Annotated in this window: 23 protein-coding genes and 1 tRNA gene; 10 read left to right on the forward strand and 14 right to left on the reverse strand. The window is 68.6% G+C overall.

Annotated elements, in window-relative coordinates:
- Window positions 1-11: 11 nt before the first annotated feature.
- Together AC4GYU_RS07360 and AC4GYU_RS07365 are read right to left on the reverse strand one after the other, a co-directional pair.
- A complete protein-coding gene (locus tag AC4GYU_RS07360; protein ID WP_491086241.1) occupies window positions 12-2,306 on the reverse strand; it encodes a thiamine pyrophosphate-binding protein in 2,295 nt (764 codons plus the stop codon).
- 154 nt (window positions 2,307-2,460) lie between these two features.
- A complete protein-coding gene (locus tag AC4GYU_RS07365) occupies window positions 2,461-2,835 on the reverse strand; it encodes a winged helix-turn-helix transcriptional regulator (protein ID WP_491086242.1) in 375 nt (124 codons plus the stop codon).
- Between the two features lie 143 nt (window positions 2,836-2,978).
- Here AC4GYU_RS07365 and AC4GYU_RS07370 point away from each other — a divergent pair, with 143 nt between their 5' ends.
- Window positions 2,979-3,530 (forward strand): FMN-dependent NADH-azoreductase, encoded by a 552-nt coding sequence (locus AC4GYU_RS07370; RefSeq protein WP_491086243.1) that lies wholly within the window; start codon window positions 2,979-2,981, stop codon window positions 3,528-3,530.
- Between the two features lie 30 nt (window positions 3,531-3,560).
- Entirely contained in the window at window positions 3,561-3,974 is a 414-nt protein-coding gene (locus AC4GYU_RS07375; protein WP_491086244.1) for a DoxX family protein, read from the forward strand.
- 16 nt (window positions 3,975-3,990) lie between these two features.
- On the opposite strand, the gene AC4GYU_RS07380 is transcribed toward AC4GYU_RS07375, so the two are convergent.
- The 4 genes from AC4GYU_RS07380 to AC4GYU_RS07395 form a co-directional block, all read right to left on the reverse strand.
- Complete coding sequence (locus AC4GYU_RS07380; protein ID WP_491086245.1) at window positions 3,991-4,266, reverse strand: hypothetical protein; 276 nt, start codon at window positions 4,264-4,266, stop codon at window positions 3,991-3,993.
- A gap of 102 nt (window positions 4,267-4,368) precedes the next feature.
- Window positions 4,369-5,685, reverse strand: coding sequence for a dihydrolipoamide acetyltransferase family protein (locus tag AC4GYU_RS07385; protein WP_491086246.1), 1,317 nt, complete (start codon window positions 5,683-5,685; stop codon window positions 4,369-4,371).
- Entirely contained in the window at window positions 5,685-6,698 is a 1,014-nt protein-coding gene (locus tag AC4GYU_RS07390) for an alpha-ketoacid dehydrogenase subunit beta (RefSeq protein WP_491086247.1), read from the reverse strand. Before AC4GYU_RS07390 ends, AC4GYU_RS07385 begins: the two co-directional genes overlap by 1 nt.
- Window positions 6,698-7,987: a 3-methyl-2-oxobutanoate dehydrogenase (2-methylpropanoyl-transferring) subunit alpha gene (locus tag AC4GYU_RS07395; RefSeq protein ID WP_491086248.1), complete on the reverse strand. Its 1,290-nt coding sequence runs from the start codon at window positions 7,985-7,987 to the stop codon at window positions 6,698-6,700. Before AC4GYU_RS07395 ends, AC4GYU_RS07390 begins: the two co-directional genes overlap by 1 nt.
- Window positions 7,988-8,071: 84 nt before the next feature.
- Here AC4GYU_RS07395 and AC4GYU_RS07400 point away from each other — a divergent pair, with 84 nt between their 5' ends.
- Together AC4GYU_RS07400 and AC4GYU_RS07405 are read left to right on the forward strand one after the other, a co-directional pair.
- On the forward strand, window positions 8,072-9,478 hold the full coding sequence (locus tag AC4GYU_RS07400; RefSeq protein WP_491086249.1) for a serine hydrolase domain-containing protein: 1,407 nt from the start codon (window positions 8,072-8,074) through the stop codon (window positions 9,476-9,478).
- A gap of 64 nt (window positions 9,479-9,542) precedes the next feature.
- On the forward strand, window positions 9,543-9,827 hold the full coding sequence (locus AC4GYU_RS07405) for a DUF3297 family protein (protein ID WP_491086896.1): 285 nt from the start codon (window positions 9,543-9,545) through the stop codon (window positions 9,825-9,827).
- Window positions 9,828-9,921: 94 nt separating this feature from the next.
- Here AC4GYU_RS07405 and AC4GYU_RS07410 read toward each other — a convergent pair whose 3' ends face one another.
- Window positions 9,922-10,176, reverse strand: a complete 255-nt coding sequence (locus AC4GYU_RS07410; protein ID WP_491086250.1) for a hypothetical protein — start codon at window positions 10,174-10,176, stop codon at window positions 9,922-9,924.
- Window positions 10,177-10,406: 230 nt separating this feature from the next.
- Between AC4GYU_RS07410 and AC4GYU_RS07415 the strand changes: the two genes are divergently transcribed.
- Genes AC4GYU_RS07415 through AC4GYU_RS07430 form a run of 4 tightly spaced genes read left to right on the forward strand, consistent with a single transcriptional unit; the run spans window position 10,407 to window position 11,349 of the window.
- On the forward strand, window positions 10,407-10,535 hold the full coding sequence (locus AC4GYU_RS07415) for a hypothetical protein (RefSeq protein ID WP_491086251.1): 129 nt from the start codon (window positions 10,407-10,409) through the stop codon (window positions 10,533-10,535).
- Window positions 10,528-10,689: a hypothetical protein gene (locus AC4GYU_RS07420; RefSeq protein WP_491086252.1), complete on the forward strand. Its 162-nt coding sequence runs from the start codon at window positions 10,528-10,530 to the stop codon at window positions 10,687-10,689. The genes AC4GYU_RS07415 and AC4GYU_RS07420 overlap by 8 nt, the downstream gene beginning before the upstream one ends.
- 37 nt (window positions 10,690-10,726) lie before the next feature.
- Complete coding sequence (locus tag AC4GYU_RS07425) at window positions 10,727-11,110, forward strand: PspC domain-containing protein (RefSeq protein WP_491086253.1); 384 nt, start codon at window positions 10,727-10,729, stop codon at window positions 11,108-11,110.
- On the forward strand, window positions 11,107-11,349 hold the full coding sequence (locus tag AC4GYU_RS07430) for a hypothetical protein (protein WP_491086254.1): 243 nt from the start codon (window positions 11,107-11,109) through the stop codon (window positions 11,347-11,349). The genes AC4GYU_RS07425 and AC4GYU_RS07430 overlap by 4 nt, the downstream gene beginning before the upstream one ends.
- Before the next feature lie 73 nt (window positions 11,350-11,422).
- On the opposite strand, the gene AC4GYU_RS07435 is transcribed toward AC4GYU_RS07430, so the two are convergent.
- Window positions 11,423-13,504 (reverse strand): TonB-dependent receptor, encoded by a 2,082-nt coding sequence (locus AC4GYU_RS07435; RefSeq protein WP_491086255.1) that lies wholly within the window; start codon window positions 13,502-13,504, stop codon window positions 11,423-11,425.
- Window positions 13,505-13,622: 118 nt separating this feature from the next.
- Here AC4GYU_RS07435 and AC4GYU_RS07440 point away from each other — a divergent pair, with 118 nt between their 5' ends.
- Both AC4GYU_RS07440 and AC4GYU_RS07445 read left to right on the forward strand, forming a co-directional pair.
- Window positions 13,623-14,861 carry a threonine synthase gene (locus tag AC4GYU_RS07440; protein WP_491086897.1) on the forward strand — a complete coding sequence of 413 codons (1,239 nt, stop codon included), beginning with the start codon at window positions 13,623-13,625 and terminating at the stop codon, window positions 14,859-14,861.
- A gap of 248 nt (window positions 14,862-15,109) precedes the next feature.
- Window positions 15,110-15,415 (forward strand): PspC domain-containing protein, encoded by a 306-nt coding sequence (locus AC4GYU_RS07445; RefSeq protein WP_491086256.1) that lies wholly within the window; start codon window positions 15,110-15,112, stop codon window positions 15,413-15,415.
- Between the two features lie 64 nt (window positions 15,416-15,479).
- On the opposite strand, the gene AC4GYU_RS07450 is transcribed toward AC4GYU_RS07445, so the two are convergent.
- From AC4GYU_RS07450 to AC4GYU_RS07475, 6 genes are all read right to left on the reverse strand, one after another.
- Window positions 15,480-16,859 (reverse strand): ammonium transporter, encoded by a 1,380-nt coding sequence (locus AC4GYU_RS07450; RefSeq protein ID WP_491086898.1) that lies wholly within the window; start codon window positions 16,857-16,859, stop codon window positions 15,480-15,482.
- A gap of 129 nt (window positions 16,860-16,988) precedes the next feature.
- Window positions 16,989-17,064 (reverse strand) — tRNA-Thr (locus AC4GYU_RS07455).
- Window positions 17,065-17,083: 19 nt separating this feature from the next.
- A complete protein-coding gene (locus AC4GYU_RS07460; RefSeq protein WP_491086257.1) occupies window positions 17,084-17,989 on the reverse strand; it encodes a hypothetical protein in 906 nt (301 codons plus the stop codon).
- A complete protein-coding gene (locus AC4GYU_RS07465; protein WP_491086258.1) occupies window positions 17,926-18,273 on the reverse strand; it encodes a hypothetical protein in 348 nt (115 codons plus the stop codon). The genes AC4GYU_RS07460 and AC4GYU_RS07465 overlap by 64 nt, the downstream gene beginning before the upstream one ends.
- Window positions 18,270-19,589, reverse strand: coding sequence for a mechanosensitive ion channel (locus AC4GYU_RS07470; protein ID WP_491086259.1), 1,320 nt, complete (start codon window positions 19,587-19,589; stop codon window positions 18,270-18,272). Before AC4GYU_RS07470 ends, AC4GYU_RS07465 begins: the two co-directional genes overlap by 4 nt.
- The gene (locus AC4GYU_RS07475) at window positions 19,589-20,902 is read right to left on the reverse strand and encodes a replication-associated recombination protein A (RefSeq protein ID WP_491086260.1); all 1,314 of its coding nucleotides are present in this window, start codon (window positions 20,900-20,902) and stop codon (window positions 19,589-19,591) included. The genes AC4GYU_RS07470 and AC4GYU_RS07475 overlap by 1 nt, the downstream gene beginning before the upstream one ends.
- Between the last annotated feature and the right edge of the window lie 76 nt (window positions 20,903-20,978).

Below are 20,978 nucleotides of genomic sequence, written 5' to 3' on the forward strand. Positions count from 1 at the left end.
TAGGCCGGGCCTCAGCCGATGAGAAGCCCCGCCATGGCCTCGGTGATGGCTTCGCCGTCGAGACGATATTCGCCGTAGAGGTCGGGGAGGTTGCCGGTCTGGCCGAAGCGGTCGACCCCCAGCGGCGCGACGCGGTGGCCGAGGACTGCGCCAAGCCAGGAGAGCGAAGCGGGCGCGGCATCACACAAGGTGACGAGGCGGGCGGTGGGCGCGAGGCGGGAGAGGAGGCGGGCGACGTGGCTGTCGGCGGGGACACCGTGCCAGCGGCTCGCGCTCGCCGCGCTCCAGCCGCGGTGGAGGAGGTTGGGGCTGGTCACGCTGAGGAGGCCGAGGCCGGGGAGGTCGTCCTTGAGCGCGTCGAAGGCGGCGAGCGCCTCGGGCATGACCGCGCCCATGGCGACGATCGCGGCATCGGCGGGCCCGGCGGGCTCGCGCAGCCAGTAGCCGCCCTGGAGCGCGTTGGCCTGCCAGCCGTCCGAGGAACGAGGTTCCTGCGCGATGCTGCGGGTGGAGAGGCGGAGGTAGGTGCTCTCGCCGGCGGGGTCGTCGATCAGGCGGATCGCCTCGCGCATGAAGAGCGCGAGCTCGTCGGCGAAGGCGGGCTCGTAGTGGCGAAGACCGGGCTGGCCGAGCGCGATCAGCGGCGGGTTGATCGACTGATGCGCGCCGCCTTCGGGCCCGAGCGTCAGACCCGACGGGGTCGCGACGAGGAGGAAGCGCGCGTCCTGGTAGCAACCGTAGTTGAGGCTATCGAGGCCGCGCGCGATGAACGGGTCGTAGAGCGTCCCGATGGGGATCAGGCGGTGCCCGAACAGGTCGCCCGAGAGGCCCGCGGCGGCGAGCATCAGGAAGAGATTGGATTCGGCGATTCCAAGCTCGACATGCTGGCCGGCGTCCTTCGCGGCCCATTTCTGCGCCGACGGAATCTTGGCTTCGGCGAAGACGTCGCGGATGGCGCGGCGGTGGAACAGGCCGCGGTTGTTCACGAAGGCGCCGAGGTTCGTCGAGACGGTGACGTCGGGCGAGGTGGTGAGTATTCGGTCGGCGAGGGGATCGCCCGATTTGGCGAGGTCGAGGAGGATGCGGCCGAAGGCGGCCTGGGTCGACTGCTCGTCACCGGTGGGGGTGGGGAGGGCGGGGACCTGCCAGCTGGTGAAGCCGCGCGGCTCCTTCTCGCGGCGGACCTTGGTGGCGTCGACCAATGCCTGGACGCCGGTGCGGGCATTGCCGCCGAGGCCGGCGAGCGGCTCCCATTCCGAACCCTCGGCGATGCCCAGCCCGTCGCGATAGGCGGCGAACTGGGTCGGGTTCATGAGGCCGGCATGATTGTCCTTGTGGCCGGCAAAGGGGAGGCCATAGCCCTTGACCGTCCAGGCGATGAAGACGGTCGGGACATCGTCTTGGGCGGCGGCAAAGGCTTCGGTGAGGCTTGCCATGCAGTGGCCGCCAAGATCGCTGAACAGGGCGGCGAGCTGGTCGTCGTCATGGGCGTCGAGAAAGCCCAAGGCGAGCTCGCCGAGGTCCTTCTGCACCCGCGCGCGCCAGGCGCTGCCGCCCTGATAGAGAAGCGCGCTGTGGTCCGCATTGGGGAGGGCCTCGAGCCACTCCTTGACGGCCGGGGCTCCGGCGAGGGCGGCGGCGAGCTTCTTGCCATGGCGAAGCTCGACCACGCGCCAGCCGCAGGTGCGAAAGATGTCGTCGAAGCGCTCGAACATCCGGTCGGCGCTGGTCGCGTCGAGGCTCTGCCGGTTGTAGTCGACGATCCACCAGAGGTTGCGGACGTCGTGCTTGTGGCCCTCAATGAGCGCTTCGTAGATGTTGCCCTCGTCCAACTCGGCATCGCCCATCAGCGCGACGAAGCGGCCGCGCTCGTCCGCCGGCAGGGCGTCGCGGGCCGACAGCCAGTCCTGGACGAGGCTGGCGAAGAGGGTGATGGCGACGCCGAGGCCGACCGAGCCGGTGGAGAAATCGACCGGGATCTTGTCCTTGGTCCGCGAGGGATAGCTTTGCGCGCCCTTGAAGCCGCGGAAATTCTCGAGCGTCTCCCGGTCCTGGCCGCCGAGGAGATAGTGGATGGCGTGGAGGACGGGACCGGCATGGGGTTTCACCGCGACCCGGTCATTAGGGCCGAGCGCGTCGAAATAGAGGGCGGTCAGGATCGCGCTCATCGAGGCACTCGAGGCCTGGTGTCCACCGACCTTCAGCCCGTCGGCGCTGTCGCGGACGTGGTTGGCGTGGTGGATGATCCACGAGGCGGTGAAGCGGAGGCGTTCTTCGAGGGTCGCGAGGGCGGCGAGATCGGTCATGCGGGAGCGCGTAGCAGCAAGGGTCGCCGCGACGCTAGGCTCGCCGCCCTTTGAGGGGAGCTGTCACGAAGTGACTGAGGGGTTTTGGCGCGTGGCGAGAACCCCTCCGTCAGCCTTCGGCCGCCACCTCCCCTGAAGGGGAGGAGCGGGTTCGTCACGCCGCCTCGCGCTCGTCGGCGGCGGCGTCGAAGCGGCGCTGGGCTTCATGGATTTCCTCGACGTTGGCGATCGCCCAGTCGGACAAGGCCGCGATCGGGCAGCGGAGGGATTCGCCGAGCGGGGTCAGCGCATAGTCGACCCGCGGCGGGATCGAGGGGGTGACCGCGCGGCTGACGAGACCGTCGCGCTCGAGGTTGCGGAGCGTCAGGGTCAGCATCCGCTGCGACACCGCCGGGATCTCGCGGCGAAGCTCGTTGAAGCGGCGCGGGCCTTCGCCGAGCGTGGTCACGACCAGCACCGACCATTTGTCGCCGATCCGGCTGAGCAGGGTGCTGATGGTGCGGCAGACGGGGCTTGCGGGGTCCTTCATGGTCTTTCTCCGATGGCGCGGTCACATCCTTGTGCCCGGGCCACAAACTTGTTCGTCGCCCACAAATTGGTGCGTTCTTGCGAGCGTCCTTCGGGTGGTTACTTAGCGTGCTCCAGTTACAAAACAATACTTAGGAGCGAATAGTGACCATCCTTCAGCTCGACAGCAGCATCACCGGCGAGAACAGCGTCAGCCGTCAGCTCACCCGTTCGATCGTCGAGCGGCTGGCCGCCCAGACTCCGGGCGCGGCCGTGGTCCGCCGCGACCTCGTCGCCGACCCGATCGACCATCTGACGCTGGGCGCCTTCGCCGATACGAGCGTACTCGACGAATTTCTGGCGGCGGACACGATCGTGATCGGCGCGCCGATGTACAATTTCACCGTTCCGACCCAGCTCAAGGCGTGGCTCGACCGGATCCTCGTGGCGGGCAAGACCTTCCGCTACACCGAGACCGGCCCGGAAGGCCTTGTCGGCGGCAAGCGCGTGATCATCGCGCTGGCGCGGGGCGGCTTCTATGATGCGGGCTCGCCGGCGAGCGCGCTCGAGCATCTCGAGACCTATTTGCGCGGCGTGTTCGGCTTCATCGGCATCACTCCCGAGTTCGTCGCCGCCGACGGCATCGCGGTCGGGCCGGAGCAGCGCGAGACCAGCCTCGCCTCCGCGCTTGACGAGACCGTCCGGCTTGCGGCCTAAGTCCTTCCTGAACAAAGGAGCCCCGTGCCGATGACCAATGATCGCCTGTCCGCGTCCGCCCCGCTTGCCCTTGGGGTGCTGCGTATCATGTCGGGGCTCCTTTTCCTCGCGCACGGGACGCAGAAACTGCTGTCCTTCCCGGGCGGCGAGCGGGCCGGGTCGGGACTCGCCTTCGACAATCCGGGGGCCTATGCCGGGGTGATCGAGCTGGTCTGCGGGCTGCTGATCGCGCTCGGCCTGTTCACCCGGCCGGCGGCGTTCCTGGCGTCGGGGACCATGGCGGTGGCTTATTTCATGGCCCATGCGCCGCAGAACTTCTTCCCCGTCAACAATGGCGGGGATGCGGCGATCCTCTACTGCTTCGTCTTCCTCTACCTGGTGTTCGCGGGCCCCGGCCGGCTGAGCATCGATCATGCGCGCGGGCGCGCGGGCGGCCGCCGCTAAGCGGTGAACGGCGGCGTCACGCGCCGGGGTCCGAACGATCCTGGCGGGTGGCGTCGCTGACCTCGCGGTCAATCCCGCTCTTGTCGCTGAAGAAGGCGGCGGCGAAGAGGCCGCAGCCGAGCAGCACCGACAGGAACACGCCCCCGACGACCGCCACGACCATGTGGAGATAGAGCTCGCCCGTCGCGCCGAGGTAGGCGAGCGCGAGCGCGGTCGCGGCGATTCCGATGAGGACGATCCAGCGAAGCGCGCGGCGGAACTCCGCGCTGGCCTGGGTGCGGTCGTTGGGCATGGCGCCTCTCCTAGGGGAGAGGGTCAACGGCCGACATTGGACATAATGTCCGTGGCGGCCATGGCCCGGGCGGCTCCCCGCCCGGCCAGGACCGGCGCCGGCTTACGCCAGCAGGCGGAGCGGGTTCTCGATCAGCGGCTTCAGCGCCTGAAGGAAGCTCGCCGCATCCCAGCCGTCGACCACGCGATGGTCGCAGGAAAGCGAGAGGTTCATCCGCTTGCGGATCTCGAGCTCGCCGTTCACCGGGACCACCTTTTCCTCGACCTTGTTGACCGCGATGGTCGCGACCTGGGGCGGGGAGATGACGGGGGTCGAGGCGATCCCGCCCATCGGCCCAAGCGAGCTGATGGTGAAGGTCGGGTTGGACAGTTCCTCGCGGGTCGCCTTGCCGGTCTTGGCGGCGTCCGACAGGCGGGCGATCTCGCTCGCCAGCTGCCAGATGCCCATCCTCTCGGCATTGCGAAGGACGGGGACCATCAGCCCGTTCGGGGTCTGCGCCGCCATGCCCATGTGGACCGCGCCGTGGCGGGTCACGACATTGGCCTCGTCGTCATAGGTGGCGTTGATCATCGGGAAGTCGGCGAGGGCCTTGTTCAGCGCGGTGATCAGGAAGGGGAGGAGGGTGAGCTTGGGGTTCGAGCCGCGATCGCGGTTCATCATCGCGCGCGTTTCCTCAAGCGCGGTGACGTCAAACTCCTCGACCAGGGCGAAGTGCGGGATGCGGCGCTTGGCGGCCTGCATATTCTCCGCGATCTTGCGGCGGAGACCGACGACCTTGACCTGCTCGTCGGCGCGGGCGGCACCCGACCGGCCGGAGACGCTGCCGCCATTGTAGAGGAGGTAGGCGTCGAGGTCGGCGTGACGGATGTGCGCGCCGCTGTGCTTCACGTTCGCGAGATCGATGCCGAGGTCGCGGGCGCGCTGGCGGACGGCGGGGGAGGTGAGGATTTGCGGCTTGTGTCCGCCAACACTCTCGCTCGTGCTGAGCGAAGTCGAAGCACGCTCGTCCTGCGCTTCGGTCGGGCGCCCTTCGACTGCGCGCTCCGCGCTCCGCTCAGGACGAACGGGTTCAGGGGCAATCTCGAGGACCGGCAGCGCTTCTTCCTGCGCTTGCGTCGGCACCGCGGCGCCGTCGGCGAGGGGGACTTCCTCGGTCTCCGCCGGCGCGGCGTCCGCGCCCTCGGTCTCGATCTCGACCAGCACCGAGCCGATCGCGATCTGGTCGCCGACGTCGCCGGCGAGCTTGCGGACCACGCCGGCGACGGGCGATTCCATCTCGACCGTGGCCTTGTCGGTCATCATGTCGGCGAGCTGCTGGTCTTCCTCGACCCGGTCGCCGACCTTGACGTGCCAGGCGACGATTTCGGCTTCGGCGATGCCTTCGCCGATGTCGGGGAGCTTGAACGAGTACATTGCCATCAGTCGGCCATCACTTTCTGAAGGGCTTGGCGCATCCGGATCGGGCCGGGGAAATAGATCCATTCGTAAGCGTGGGGATAGGGCGTGTCCCAGCCGGACACGCGCCCGATCGGCGCCTCGAGATGGTAGAAGCAGCGTTCCTGGATCAGGGTCACGAGCTCGGACATGTAGCCGCTGGTCTTGGTCGCTTCCTGGACGACGAGGCAACGGCCGGTCTTCTTCACGCTCTCCTCGATCGTCTCCATGTCGACGGGGACGAGGGTGCGAAGGTCGATGACCTCGGCGTCGATTCCATTCTCCTCGACCGCGGCGAGGGCGACGTGGACCATCGTGCCATAGGCGAGGACGGTGAGGTCATTGCCTTCGCGCACGACCCGGGCCTTGCCCAGCGGAACGGTATAGTGGCCGTCGGGAACGTCGCTGTCGGCATGCTTCGCCCAAGGCGTGACCGGGCGATCGTGGTGACCGTCGAACGGGCCATTGTAGATGCGCTTGGGCTCGAAGAAGATGACCGGGTCGGGATCTTCCACGGCGGCGATCAGCAGGCCCTTGGCGTCGTGCGGGGTCGAGGGGATGACCACCTTCAGCCCGGCGACATGGGTGAAGAGGGCTTCGGGGCTCTGGCTGTGGGTCTGGCCGCCGAAGATGCCGCCGCCATAGGGCGACCGGATGACCATCGGCATGGTCCATTCGCCGGCGGTGCGGTAGCGCATGCGGGCGACTTCGGAGACGATCTGGTCGTAGCCGGGGTAGATGTAGTCGGCGAACTGGATCTCGATCAGGGGCTTCAAGCCATAGGCCGCCATGCCGACCGCGGTGCCGACGATCCCGCCTTCCGAGATCGGCGCGTCGAAGCAGCGCTCCTTGCCGAATTCCTTCTGGAGACCGGCGGTGGCGCGGAACACGCCGCCGAAATAGCCGACATCCTCGCCAAAGACGACGATGTCGGGATCGCGCGCCATCATCACGCGGTGGGCGTCGTTGATCGCCTCGATCATGTTACGCGTGGGCATCAGTCGACGTCCCGTCCAAGATAGATTTGGGCTTCCTCGAGCGCGGCGTCGCGCTGCTCGGCGAGGTGCCAGGGGGTGTCGGCATAGACGTCCTCGAACATCGAGCCGATGCGGTCGAAGCCCTGGCCGGGGAGGATGCCCTGCGCCTCGGCCGCCTTCTGGGCGGCGCGGACTTCCTTTTCGGCCTCGGCGACGAGGGCGGCATGGCGCTCGTCATCCCATTCGCCGAGCGACACGAGATGCGCCTTGAGGCGCTCGACGGGATCGCCGAGCGGCCATTGCTGGGCCTCGCCGGCGGGACGGTAGCCGGTCGGATCGTCCGAGGTGCTGTGGCCCTCGGCACGGTAGGTGAAGAATTCGATCAGGGTCGGGCCGGCGTTGGCGCGGGCGCGTTCGGACGCCCACTGGACCGCGGCATAGACGGCCAGCGCGTCATTGCCGTCGACCCGCAGGCCGGCGACGCCGTAGCCGACCGCGCGGGCGGCGAAGGTCGCCTGCTCGGCCCCGGCGATGCCGGAGAAGCTCGAGATGGCCCACTGGTTGTTGACCACCGCGAGGATGACCGGCGCCTGGTAGACGGCGGCGAAGGTGAGTGCCGAGTGGAAGTCGCCCTCGGCCGTCGCGCCTTCGCCGATCCAGCCCATGGCGATCCGGCTGTCGCCCTTGATCGCCGACGCCATCGCCCAGCCCACGGCCTGTGGATATTGCGTGCCGAGGTTGCCCGAGATCGAGAAGAAGCCGTGCGCCTTGTCCGAATACATGATCGGCAGCTGGCGGCCGTGGAGCTTGTCGCCGGCGTTCGAATAGATCTGGCACATCATGTCGACCAGCGGATAGCCGCGCGACACGAGCAGGCCCTGCTGACGATAAGTGGGGAAGCACATGTCGTCGGCGTGGAGGGCATTGGCGGCGGCGACCGCGATCGCCTCCTCGCCGGTGCACTTCATGTAGAAGCTGGTCTTCCCCTGCCGCTGGGCGCGGTACATGCGGTCGTCGAAGGCGCGCACGGTGACCATGTCGCGGAGCATTTTGCGCATCCGGTCGGGGTCGAGGCGTGGGTCCCACGGACCGACCGCGCGGCCATCCTCGTCGAGCACCCGGACCAGGGCATTGGTCAGCGGATGGGTCTCGGCGGCGGGCGCGACCGTGTCGGGCCGCGGCGCGGAGCCGGCCGCGGGGACCTTGATCGCGGAGAAGTCCGGCGTGTCGCCGGGCCGATAGGCGGGCTCCGGCACGTGCAGGGACAGCGAAGGCGCGTTCCTGCGGGTCTGGGGTTCGGCGTCGCTCATTGCCGCCGCCGCTTAGAGCGGTCGGGGCCAAGCGGCAACCACAGCCGGGGTGGACAGGGCACGGGGGCGTTCTAGGCTGGTGCGATGAAGCGTCCTGTCCTTGCGTTCGCGATCGTCGCGACTCTCTCCACGCCCGCCCTGTCCCAGAGCCTCACCGCCGAGGAACAGCAGAACATCGATGCCGCGGTGACGAGCTCGCTCGAAACCTATGGCGTGCCGGCGGCGTCGGTCGCGATCGTGCGCGGCGGGCGAATCGTCATGGCCAAGGCCTATGGCAAGGCGTCCGAGAGGCTGCCGGTGGCGAGCCCCGCCATGCCGTTCCAGATTGCGAGCAATTCGAAGCAGTTCACCGCCGCGGCGCTGCTGCTGCTCGAGGACGAGGGGAAATTGAGCCTCGACGACAAGGTCGCGAAATATCTTCCGGGGATCAGCGGCGGGGACCGGATCAGCATCCGGCAGCTGCTCAGCCACACCTCGGGGCTGCAGGATTACTGGCCGCACGACTATAGTTTCGCGGCGATGGCGCGGCCGGTGACTCCGCAGGGCATCGTCGATGTCTGGGCGAAGAAGCCGCTCGATTATGTGCCGGGCGAGAAGTGGCAATATTCGAATACGGGTTATGTCGTGGCGGGGATGATCGCCGAGAAGGTGTCGGGGATGCCGCTCCTCGCTTTTCTCCAAAAGCGCGTGTTCAGGCCGCTCGGCATGAAAAGCGTGATGGACCAGGATCTCGCCATCGGCGCACGCTATCCGCAGGGCTATGGCCGGGCGGCGCTGGGACCGGTGCGGCCGGTGACCCCGGCGGCGCGCGGCTGGCTCTATGCCGCGGGCGAATTGTCAATGACCGCCGAGGATCTCGCCAAGTGGGACATCGCGCGGATGAACCGGGCGCTGATGCCCGCCGACGACTGGGAAGCGCAGGAGACGAGCGTCAGGCTGAGCGACGGCACCGACACGAAGTATGGGCTCGGCGTCTTCACGGGCGACCGTGACGGGCGCCGGGCGATCACGCACACCGGGGAGGCGGTCGGCTTCCTGTCGGTCAACAACGTCTATCCCGACGACAAGGCGGCGATCGTGGTGCTGACCAACAGCTGGTCGGGCCGGGCCTATGGCGCGATTGCTCGGCAAATTGCGGGGATCGTCCTTCCGGCCAAGGCGGTCCCGGCGGCGGCGAGCGGGGAGGCGGCGATGACCGCGCGGACCCGGGCGCTCTACGATGCGCTTCGCCGCGGCGCGCTCGACCGCGGGCAGGTCACCGACAATCTCGCTTATTATTTCACGCCTCAGGTGCGGGCCGATTTCCAGTCGAGCCTCGCGCCGCTGGGCGAGCCGACGGGCTTCGAGGTGCAGGGCGAGCCCGAGCTTCGCGGCGGGTTCGAGATCCGCAGCTACAAGGTGACCTACCCGACGCGCACCTTGTCGGTCTCGGTCTTCACCGAGCCGGGCGTGAACGGGCGGTTCGAGCAGTTCCTGGTCAATCCCGCCTGAGGAGCGAAACCCGCCCGAGGTTGAAATATGGCGGCGGGATTGGCAGGGCGGGCGGATGACCGACATCAGCGATACGCCCCCCGATCACCTCAGCCTCGACCCCCGCAGCCCGCACTTCGACGAGGAAAAGCTGCGCCGCGGTGTCGGCATCCGCTTCAATGGCGTCGAGAAGACCAACGTCGAGGAATATAGCGTGTCCGAGGGCTGGATCCGCGTCGCCGCCGGCAAGAGCCGCGACCGCTTCGGCCAGCCGATGACGATCAAGCTCAAGGGCACGGTCGAGCCTTATTACGAGACCGCCGCCGAGGGTGCCGCGCCCGAAGCCGACGCCGCCAAGGGCGAGGAATAAGACAGCAAAAAAGGGCCGCGCTCCCCGGGGAGGCGGCCCTTTCCTTTGATGGGTCCGTCAATGACGCCCCGGCCGTGACCGGGGCGAGGGCGGATCAGACGCTCTGGCTGCGGCGGGTGCGCTGGCTCGGGGTGGCCGAAGCGGGATAGCCCGGGCTCGCCTTGCGATCCTTGTTCCACTGATAGAGCTTCTTGGCGCCATAGCCGACCATCAGGGCGGTTCCGAGCGGGCCGAGGCCACGCGCCGCGATGCGCGCGCCGGCCGCGCCGAGGAGCGCGCCCTTGAGGCCGTCATTGCGGCCCGCAATCTTCTTGCCGAGGAACGCGCCGGCGATCTTTCCAAGCATCATCTAGTCCTTTGTTGAAATCGTTTCGGGTGCACGACGCGCACCGCCGCATCCGGGTTCCGAAGGGGAGTGGGACTTTCGCCCAGATCGGGTGGTGGAAAATCCCAAACCGGGCCGCCGCCGAGCCGCATTTCATCAAAAAGTGGCCGAAAACCGCAAATGGCACGCTTGCTGCATCATGAACGGCATGACCGGTCCGACGACCGATCAACGAAATGAAACAGGAGCCCGTCATGAACATCAAGACCACCATCTTCTCCGCGGTAGCCGCTCTTCTGGTCAGTACGCTGGCCGTCGGTTCCGCCATCGCCCCCGGCAGCGTCGCCATCGCCGCCCCGGTGAAGATCGCCCAATATGCTTGAGCGCTCGCTCGGCCAGCCGGTCGGTCGGCTCGAGTATCTCGGCCCGATCGACACGCCTCCGGCACCGCTCGGACCGGTCGGCCAGGTACTCGACACCGTCGACATCTGGCTGGCCGGCACCCTTCAGAGCCTGTTCGGCCTGATCAAGCGCTAAGCCCCCTTCGTTTCGCCCTTTCCAAGGACCTCGTCCCATGAACCGCCTGCCCTTCCGCCTCGAGACCCGCGACCGCAAATTGCTCGGCGTCTGCGCCGGCATTGGCAACTCGCTGAACATCGACCCGACCTTCGTCCGGATCGGCTTTGTCGCGGTGCCGCTGCTGACCTTCGTGACCGTCTGGCAGGCGCTGCTGGTTTATTTCGTCTGCGGCCTCATCGGCGCGGCCAAGACCGGCAAGCTTCGGCGGCGGAGCGACTTCGAGCGGATGGACGGCGGGCGCCGGGCGAGCGTGCATGACGTGCGCACCAGGCTCGATACCGCAGACCGCCGGATGATGGCGATCGACCACCATCTCAACAACAGCCAGAGCGACGCCCTCGCCCGCGAGATCGAGGCGCTGCGCAAGGAGGAAGCATGATGGACGTGCTGTCGCTGGGCCTGACCGGGGCGATCGGCCTTTCGGCCCTGGTCCTCGCCGCCCACTTCCTGCTGAAGGGCTGGAACGGCTGGCTCGAGGTCAAGAAGATGGAGCTGGCGAGCGGCCGGCCCCAGCATGACGAAGCGCTGCCGGGCGGCGGGGCGGACCTGATCGAACTGGCCGACCTCCGGGCCCGGGTCCGCAAGCTCGAAGCGATCGCGAGCGGGATCGACCTTTAGGGCAAAGGCACAATTTGAAGCAGAGCGGGGTGGGCCCGGCGGAGCGATCCGCCGGGCCTTTCGCTTTTCAAGCTCAGAAGCCGAGGCGCGCGGTCAGGCGGAGATCGCGGCCGGCGATCGGGGCATAGTCCTTGAGCAGGCTGGTGTGCCGCCGGGCCTCGACGTCGAACAGATTGTTGGCCTGGAGGCCGAGGGTCAGTTCGGGGCGGTCGGCCAGCGGCTTCCAGTTGAGCGACGCATTGACGAGGGTGAAGCCGTTGGTCTCGGTCTCGACCGGGGCGTTGCGGTTCTGTCGGAAGCTGTGCTCGATCTCGAGCCGGCCGTCGACCGCGCCGCGGCGGCCCTCGACCGCGCCGAGCAGGCGGAAGGGCGGGATCGACGGCGCGGGACCGAAGCCCTTGATCCGGGCGTGGACATAATCGGCCTGGCCTTCGACCGACCATTCGGCCCCGGCGAATTCGCCCGCCTTGGCCTTCGCCTCGAGCTCGAAGCCGGTGAAGTCGGCGGTGCCCTGGCGGTAGAAATACACCGGCAGGTCATCCTCGACGAGGTCGCTCGGCGCCAGATAGACGAAGTTGCGGAAGTGGCTGTGGTAGAGGTTGACGCCCCAGGTCAGCGGACCCGCCGAACGCTTGAGGCTGAGCTCGGCCGAGAGGCTTCGTTCCTTCTTGGCGTCGGGCAGGCCGATCTCGAAGGCCTGGGTGCCGCCGTGCGGGCCGTTGGCGAAGAGTTCGTCGTTGCTCGGCGCGCGCTCCGAATAGGACAGATTGAGGCCAGCGCGGGTGGCGGGAGCGACCGCGATGCTGCCGCCGAGCGACCCCGACAAAGCGGTGAACTTGCGCTTGAGGTCGGGGTTGCCGATGTCGGCATCGGCCTCAGCCGTCTGGATCGCGCGCTCGATCCGGGCGCCCGCCTCGAGGCGGACCGGTCCGGTCTCGAAATTCTGCAGGGCGAACAGGCCGAACTGACGCTGGCGGTTGGCCGGGAGATATTTCTCCTCGCCGACAACCGAGACCCGGCGGTCGAGCCATTGCGCGCCGAAGCCGCCGCCCCAGCCGTTGACGGTGCGCTGGACGGCCTCGATCCGGGCCTCCTCGCCGCGGCTGCGGAAGGTGCTTCCGATCTCGCCCGTGTCCTGCTCGATCTCGTTATGGCGGTAGCGGACCGCGCCGCTGCGGATCCGGACTTGGTCGAGGAAGCCGCCGACGGGGATTTCGGCGCGGACGTCGGCGCGAGTCTGCTTGAGGTCGATCGCGACTTCCTCGGCCTCGACCGCGGGATCGAGCGAGTAGCGGACCGGCACGCCGTAGAGATTCTCGAGCCTTGCGACCGAGAAGCCGAGGTTGAAGCCGCCATCGATATAGGCGGCGCCGCCGGCGATCTCGTGGCTTTCGGCGGCGCTGTTGGGAAGCTTGCCCTTGAGGTCGGCGAGCGCGCGGACCGAGGGATCGGCGCTGGCCGCGGCTTCCTCGCGCAGGTCGCGCGAGAGGATGTAGCCGCCGGTCTCGAGGTCGCCGGTCTTGAGCCAGCTGCCGTCGGCATGAAGGACGATGTTGCTGCCGACGGGGACGTCGACGCGGGCGCCGAGGTTCCGCTCATTGGCCGCGGTGCCATAGGTGGCGGTCGCGTCGACGTGGATCGGGGTCTCGGGGATCTGGCGCGGAATGCGCGAATCGATGACGTTGACCACGCCGCCGATCGCCGAGCTTCCGAACAGGAGGGCGGCGGGGCCGCGGAGGACCTCGATCCGGTCGGCGGTCAGCGGGTTGATCGCGACCGCATGATCGACGCTCGAGGTCGAGACATCGAGGCTGCCGATGCCGTCGGTGAGGACGCGGACGCGCTCGCCGCCGAGGCCGCGGATGATCGGGCGGCTGGCATTGGGACCGAAGCTGGTGGCGCTGACACCGGGCTGGCGCTGGAGCGTCTCGCCGATGGTCGAGCGGACTTCGCGGGCGAGGTCGGTGGAGGACAGGACGGTGGTCCCGCCGAGCACGTCCTCGCGATTGCGGCGAATGCCGGTGACGACGATGTTGCCGTCCTGTGCGCTGTCATGGTCGCTGGCGCGCGGTGCGGGCGCCGGGGCGGGGACGGTCGTCGAGGCCGGCTGGGCGGCGGCCTGCGCGGCGAGCGCCGCGGCGAGGGTCAACAGCATGAAAAGCTCCGGTGAAGCAATGGGGAAACTCGATGGGGCGGCGCCTTACGAGCGATGATACATTGTGACAAGCCGTGGCGACGCGCGGTTCGACGAAAGGCTCGTGCCGGTCGCCGGAATGCGGCTAGAGGGGGTCATGACCAGCACCCGCGCCTCCTTCGTCACCCACCTTGAATGTTCGCTGACCGGGGAAATCTATCCCGCGGGCGAAGTCCACAATCTCAGCCGGGCGGGGCGGCCGCTGCTGGTGCGCTACGACCTCGAGAGCATCGGCCGGGCGCTCGATCGCGAGACCCTGGCGGGCCGCGCGCCGGGCATGTGGAAGTGGCGCGAACTGCTGCCCCTGCCACTGGGCGAAGCGCCGGTGAGTCTCGGCGAGATCGAGACGCCGCTGCTTCCGCTCGAACGGCTGTCGGCCAAGGCGGGTGTGCGGACCTTGCTGGTCAAGGATGAAGGAAGGCTCCCGACCGGCTCGTTCAAGGCACGCGGCCTTGCGATGGCGGTCAGCATGGCCAAGCATTTCGGGATCACCGACATGGCGCTTCCGACCAACGGCAATGCCGGTGCTGCACTTGCGGCCTATGCGGCGGCGGCGGGGATAAGCGCGACGGTCATCTGTCCCGAGGAAACGCCGCCGATCAACGTCGCCGAGGCCGAGGCCTATGGCGCGCGCGTGCTCGTCGCCGACGGGCAGATCGACGAATGCGGGCGGCTGGTGGGCGAGGGGGCGGCGGCGGGCCGTTGGTTCGATGTCTCGACGCTGAAGGAGCCCTATCGCGCCGAGGGCAAGAAGGTGATGGGGCTCGAGCTCGCCGAGCAGGGCGGGTGGGAATTGCCCGACATCATCTTCTATCCGACCGGTGGCGGGACGGGCCTCATCGGCATGTGGAAGGCCTTCGCCGAAATGGAGGCGGCCGGACTGATCGGGCCGAAGCGGCCGCGGATGGTCGCGGTCCAGGCGACCGGCTGCGCGCCGATGGTCCGGGCGTGGGAGCAGGGCGACGAGTTCGCCGAGCGGTGGGAAGACCCCGCGACGGTCGCGACCGGGATCCGCGTGCCCAAGGCGGTGGGCGACTTCCTGATCCTGCGCGCGGTGCGGGAAAGCGGCGGCTTCGCCATCGCGGTTGAAGAGGAGGCGATCCACGCGGCGCTGGGCGAGGCGGCGCGCGAGGACGGGATGCTGCTCTGCCCCGAGGGCGCGGCGGTGCTGGCCGGGTGGCGGCTTGCACTCGAGCGCGGGCTGGTCGGCAAGGACGATCGCGTCCTCCTGTTCAACTGCGCGGCGGGCAACAAATATCCGCTAGTGCCGACGGCGCCGCACATCAGGCTGGCGGAGTCGAACGGGGCGACGCTCTAGCCGCCAGCCTTCGACCAGCGGCCGTTCGTCGAGCCCGCCTGCGATTGGTCGATGCCGGGCGCCGGGCCGACGACTGCCCCCTTTCAAAAGTTGGGGCGGATTCCCAACTAGGGGAGAAGGACGCGGCGACCAGACTATATGGCGTGTCCTCAAGTCTCGGAAAGACAAGCAAAACCACCAGGTGGCACGGCTCGTGCATCTGACTGGTCAAGCACCGTTCCGAACGGTCGCCGACAGGAGAGAATAAGATGAAGTGGCTGCCCGGACCCGACTATTTCCGCAACAATGTGGCGTTCCGCAACGACACGCTGCTGGGCGTCTGCGAGGCGCTGGGTCATGACCTCGGCTTCAATCCCAACTTCCTGCGCGTGCCGCTGGCGGCCGGGATCATCTTCGCGCCGATGCTGATGGTCGGAATCTATCTGGCGCTGGGCGCGATCGCCTTCGTCAGCCGGACCTTCTTCCCGGACCGGGTCGTGGCGGTCGCAGCGGATGCGCCGGTCGCCGAGACGGCGGTGAGCAACAGCGAGGTCGTGCTTCCGCGCGCGGCCTGACGAGGTTGGCGAGGCCGGACGGTGGCTCCCGATGCGCCGTCCGGCCCCGCCACATCAATTGCCATCACGGATGATAGGCGCGCTCGCCATGGGCGCTGATGTCGAGGCCCTCCCGCTCCGCGTCGCGCGAGACCCGGAGGCCGACCAGCCGGTCGATCCCCACGAACAGCAGGGCTGAGAGCCCGCCGGACCAGAGCAGGGTGAAGGCAACCGCCTTGGCCTGGATCAGCAGCTGCGCGGCCATGTCGTAGGCGGCGGGCACGGCCGGGATGACGCTATAGTCGATCGTCCCCTGGCCGCCGAGCGCAGGCGCGGCGACGATCGCGGTGCCGAGCGCGCCGACGATTCCGCCGATGCAGTGAACTCCGAACACGTCGAGGCTGTCGTCATAGCCGAGCCGGTTCTTCACGCGTGCCACGAACAGGAAGCAGATGCCCGAGGCGACGGCGCCGAGGAGGATCGACGTGCCGGGCGCGGCAAAGCCGGCGGCGGGCGTGATCGCGACGAGGCCCGCGACGGCGCCGGTCGCAGCACCGAGGAGCGACGACTTGCCGTGGACTCCTTGCTCGATCCCCGCCCAGGCGAGCGCGGCGGCGGCAGCCGCGACCAAGGTGTTGATGAAGGCGAGGGCGGCGATGCCGTTCGCTTCGAGCGCGGAGCCGGCGTTGAAGCCGAACCAGCCGACCCATAGCAAGGAGGCGCCGATCATGGTCATGACGAGCGAATGCGGGGGCATGGGCTCGCTGGCAAAGCCGATCCTCCTGCCGAGGACGAGGCAGCCGACCAGGCCGGCGATCCCGGCGTTGATGTGGACTACGGTGCCGCCCGCAAAGTCGATCGCGCCCCAGCCGAACAAGAGGCCGACGTCGCCGGGATTGGCGGGAAGCGCGTCGGGACCGGCCCAGTACCAGACCATGTGGGCGAGCGGAAAATAGACGATCGTCAGCCACAGCAGCACGAACAGCATCAGCGGCCAGAAGCGGATCCGCTCGGCGAAGGCGCCGACGATCAGCGCCGGGGTGATGCAGGCGAAGGTCATCTGGAAGACGGCATAGGCATATTCGGGAACGACCACGCCGTTGGAGAAGGTCGCGGCGAGGCTGGCCGGGCCCACCCCGGCGAAGAAGGCCTTGGACAGGCCGCCGATCAGCGGGCCGCCGCTGGTGAAGGCAAGGCTGTAGCCCCAGCCGACCCAGGCGAGCGCCGAGGTGGCGACGATGGTAAGCACCTGCATCAGCACCGACAGCATGTTCTTGGCCCGCACCAGCCCGCCGTAGAAGAGGGCGAGGCCGGGAACCGACATCAGCAGGACAAGCGCGGCGCTGATCAGCACCCAGGCGGTGTCGCCCTTGTCGGGAATGGGACCGGTAAGCCCGGTGGCGGTTGCGGGCGCAGCGAGGAGGGCGAGGCCCGCCAGCACCAGTGCCGCCCGTGTCGCCATCATCCGGGGCCAGGCCCCGCCATGGTACGTCACCATTTCCCTCCCGCGTTTCCCGGGACGGAGGCTGGAAGAAGTTGCTGCGCCGCACAACGCCAAGCCGCGCCGGCGCCAATATTTCACGTGGGGGAGGGGTGGTGCCGGTTGCAGGATTCGAACCCGCGACCTTCGGTTTACAAAACCGCTGCTCTACCAACTGAGCTAAACCGGCGTGCGGGGGCTCCCTTGGCTTAGACGATGCCGAAGGTCCAGCCCTCGGTGCGGGCGAGGGTCGGCGTCAGGCCGGGAGGCGCGAAGGCGTGGGGATGGCGGGCGTGGGCGCGCATTCCGGCGGCGGTGACCAGCGCGTCGGTCTGGTGGTCGTCGGGTTCGAAGCGCAGCCGGGCGGGCGGACTGCCGAGGCCGGCGAGCGCGGCATTGAGGTCGGCGCGGGTGCGCAGCTTGGTGCCCGGAAGGCCGGCGTTGCGGAGATAGATGCGAGTGTAGATCTCGACCACAGCGCTCCGGCCGGGCTCGAGCGGGTCCATCGGCCAGATCGGGACCTTGCCGTCGATATGGTGAAGGAGGCGCATGCCGGCGAAGCTCGCCTTGGCGACCTGGGCGGCGCCGATCGCGTCATAGGCGCTCGCGGTCTTGCGGCCGCCGGCCTCGTTCAGGCGGTGGTCGCACTGGCGGAAGCGGACGAAATCGGCCTTCACGCCGTCGGCGATGCCGAAATAGAAATGCGGGCGGTGGACCTGTTCGAGGAAGCTGGCGGCGCCGAGATCCTCGTCGGGGGCCATGGCGTCGACATAGGCCCAGAAGTCGCGGGCAGTGTCGGGGACGCCGGTCTCGCCGGGGAGGTAGGCGCCGCGCTCGGCGTGCGGCGGAGCGAAGGAGAAATCGAAACCGAACAGAGTGGGCTCGCGCGCGGCCTCGGCGACGAGCCAGTCGGCCGCTTCAGTGCGGCTCCAGACATGACCGGGGCGGACGAGGCGGGGAGCCCCGTCGAGACCGCAGGCGGCGATGGCGATGCCCTTGTGCCTGCGTCCCTTGGCGCCCGACCAGTCGATCGCGACGAAGCGGGTGAAGCTCACGCCTTGCGCGGGCGGGCGCGGGGCCGGGCGGCGGCGATGGCGAGGCCGCGCTCGACCCATTCGGCGACTGGCGCGGCCGGACCGTAGCGGATCAGAAGCGCGGGATAGCCGGCATAATGCGGGGTCTCCCACGCGCGCTCGGGGAGGAGGTCGAGCAGCATCGCCTTGGTGTCGTGGTCGACGTGGAGGACGAAGCTGTCGGGCTCGCGGCTCGGGGTGACGACCGGGCGGCCGCTGGCCGAGGCCATGACCGCCGGACCGCCGTAATAGGTGCCGGCCTCCGCCCCCGGGAGGGCGGAGGCGAAGGCGAGCAGTTCGTCGAAACTGGCGAGCGTGCCGCTCACACCAGGGTCGGGCCGTCGTTGGTCGGCTTTTCCTTGGTCCCCTCGAGCCGGGGCGGGCGCGGCGGCGCGACCGGCTTTGCCGGGCCGACGATGCGGTCGGCATAATGGTTGAGGACCCGGCCCGCGGCCTCGCGGCCACCGAGGCCGAAGGCGAGCGCCGCGGCGATCGCGCCCGACCCCAGGATCAGCCCGAACGCCATGTAGACGATGACGTCGGCGAGACCCATGAAGGTGAGGCCGATGGCGGTGAACAAGGCGATGATCGCGTAGCGGACGATCGTCTGGGCATAGCCGCCTTCGCCGGTCGAGGAGCCCACGAGGGCCGCAAGGATCCGGGCGAGGAAGATGCCCGCGACGATGATCAGGGTCCCGAAGATGACCTTGGAGCCGAGCTCGGTCACCTGGACGAGGAAGATCGCCACCGTGTCACCGCCGAGCTGGTGCGCGGCCTCGATCGCGGCGGCCAGCATGATTGCGACGAATGCGACGTTCGCGACCAGTCGGCTGGGCGCGGTGCGGGCGGGCATGACGCCGGTCGAGCGGAGCGCGTCGTCAAAGCCCATCGGCGGAAGGATCGCCTCGATGATGGTCTTGAGGAACTTGGCCGCGACGAAGGCGATGCCGAGCCACAAGGCGGCGGTCAGCAGGCGCGGAATCGCGGCGCTGATCTGGTCGAGCATGTGGATGGCAGGGCCGCTGATCGCCTCGATGCCGAGCACCTGAAGGGCGGCGATGGCGACCGGGATGATGATCAGCGCGAAGACCAGGATGCCCGCCGCGCGGGCGAGCGTGGCCCGGCTTGCGCCCGGCGCGGCGCCCGGGGGCACGGCGGCGGGATCGGGGCGGACCGTCGGCGGATGATCGCCAAGGCCGGCGCGGGCCATGAAGCCGTCGACATTGGCCGCGGTCAGCACGGTCTCGACTAGGCGGCGGACGATCCGCGCGACGATCAGTCCGACGAAGAAGATCAGCCCGGCGCCGATCAGACGCGGCAGGAAGGCGAAGATCTCCTGCGTCAGCGTGTTGATGGGGGCGAGGATCTGCCCGATCTGCAGGAAGTTGAGCGCGGCCATGATGCCGACCAGCCAGACGATCAGCTTGGCGACGGTGCCGATCTGCTGGCCGACCGTCTCATGGCTGTTGCCGGGGGTGTGCTTCTGGAGGGCCGGGGTGCGCGAGATAGCCTTGGCCAGCGCCCACTTGACCGCCCGGGCGATGACCCAGGTCGCGACGAGGATGAGCAGGGCGATCGCGATCCGCGGACCCCATTCGACGAGTTGTGCGCGCCAGGCGTCCGTGGTGGTCGGTGGATACATCAGCTTCCCTCCTGCAAATTCTGGCGTTGCTCGTTCCACCAGGCGATCCGTTCGGCAAGCCGCTTCTCGAATCCTCGGTCGGTGGGACGGTAGAAAGTTTCCGCCGCCATCTCCTCGGGCCAGTAATCGGCGCCGGAGAAGGCGTCGGGACGGTCATGGTCGTAGGCATAGCCCTTGCCGTAGCCGAGCCCCTTCATGAGCTTGGTCGGGGCGCCGAGGATATGCTTGGGCGGGGAAAGGGAGCCATTGGCCTTGGCGCTCGCCCAGGCTTCCTTCTGCGCGGTGTAGACCGCGTTCGATTTGGGCGCGGTGGCGAGGTAGAGGCAGGCCTGGACGATGGCGAGTTCACCTTCGGGGCTCCCAAGGAAATCGTAGGTGTCCTTGGCCGCCATGCACTGGATGAGTGCCTGGGGGTCGGCGAGGCCGATGTCCTCGACCGCGGCGCGGGTCAGGCGGCGGAGGAGATAAAGCGGCTCCTCGCCCGCGGTCAGCATTCGCGCGAGATAGTAGAGGGCGGCGTCGGGGTCGGAGCCGCGGATCGATTTGTGAAGCGCCGAGATGAGCCCGTAATGGCCCTCGCGATCCTTGTCGTAGACCGGCAGGCGGCGCTGGATGAGGTCGCGCAGCGCCGCGGTGTCGAGCGGTTGCTCGATCCCGGCCGAGAAGAGCATCTCGGCCTGGTTGAGGAGGAAGCGGCCGTCGCCGTCGGCGCTGGCGACGAGCGCGGCGCGGGCGTCGTCGGTGAGCGGGAGCAAGCGCTCCATCGCGGCTTCGGCGCGGAGGAGGAGAGCCGACAGCGCCGCTTCGTCGAGGCGGTTGAGGACCAGCACCTGCGCCCGCGACAGCAAGGCGGCGTTGAGCTCGAAGCTGGGATTTTCGGTGGTCGCGCCGACAAGGGTGACGGCACCGGCCTCGACATAGGGGAGGAAGCCGTCCTGCTGACTCCGGTTGAAGCGGTGGATCTCGTCCACGAAGAGCAATGTGCGGCGGCCGCTCGCGGCCTGCATCTCGGCTTCGGCGAACACCTTCTTGAGGTCGGCGACCCCGCTGAACACCGCGGAAATCTGGACGAAGCGATAGCCGACGGCGTCGGCGAGCAGCCGGGCGATGGTGGTCTTGCCGGTGCCGGGCGGGCCCCACAGGATGAGGCTGGTCAGGCGGCCGGCGGCGACCATCCGGCCGATCGCCCCGTCGGGCCCGGTCAGATGCTCCTGGCCGATGACGTCGGCGAGCTTGTCGGGCCGCAACCGCTCGGCGAGCGGAACGGCGCGGGCGGCCTCAGGCACGGGCTCGGAAGCAAACAGGTCGGCCATCGGGCCGTTCGTAGAAAATGCGGGCCGCCGTGGCCATGCCCCTTGTCGCGTGCGCCGCTCGTTATCGAGCGACGAG

Source organism: Sphingomonas sp. SP2 (assembly GCF_058313385.1).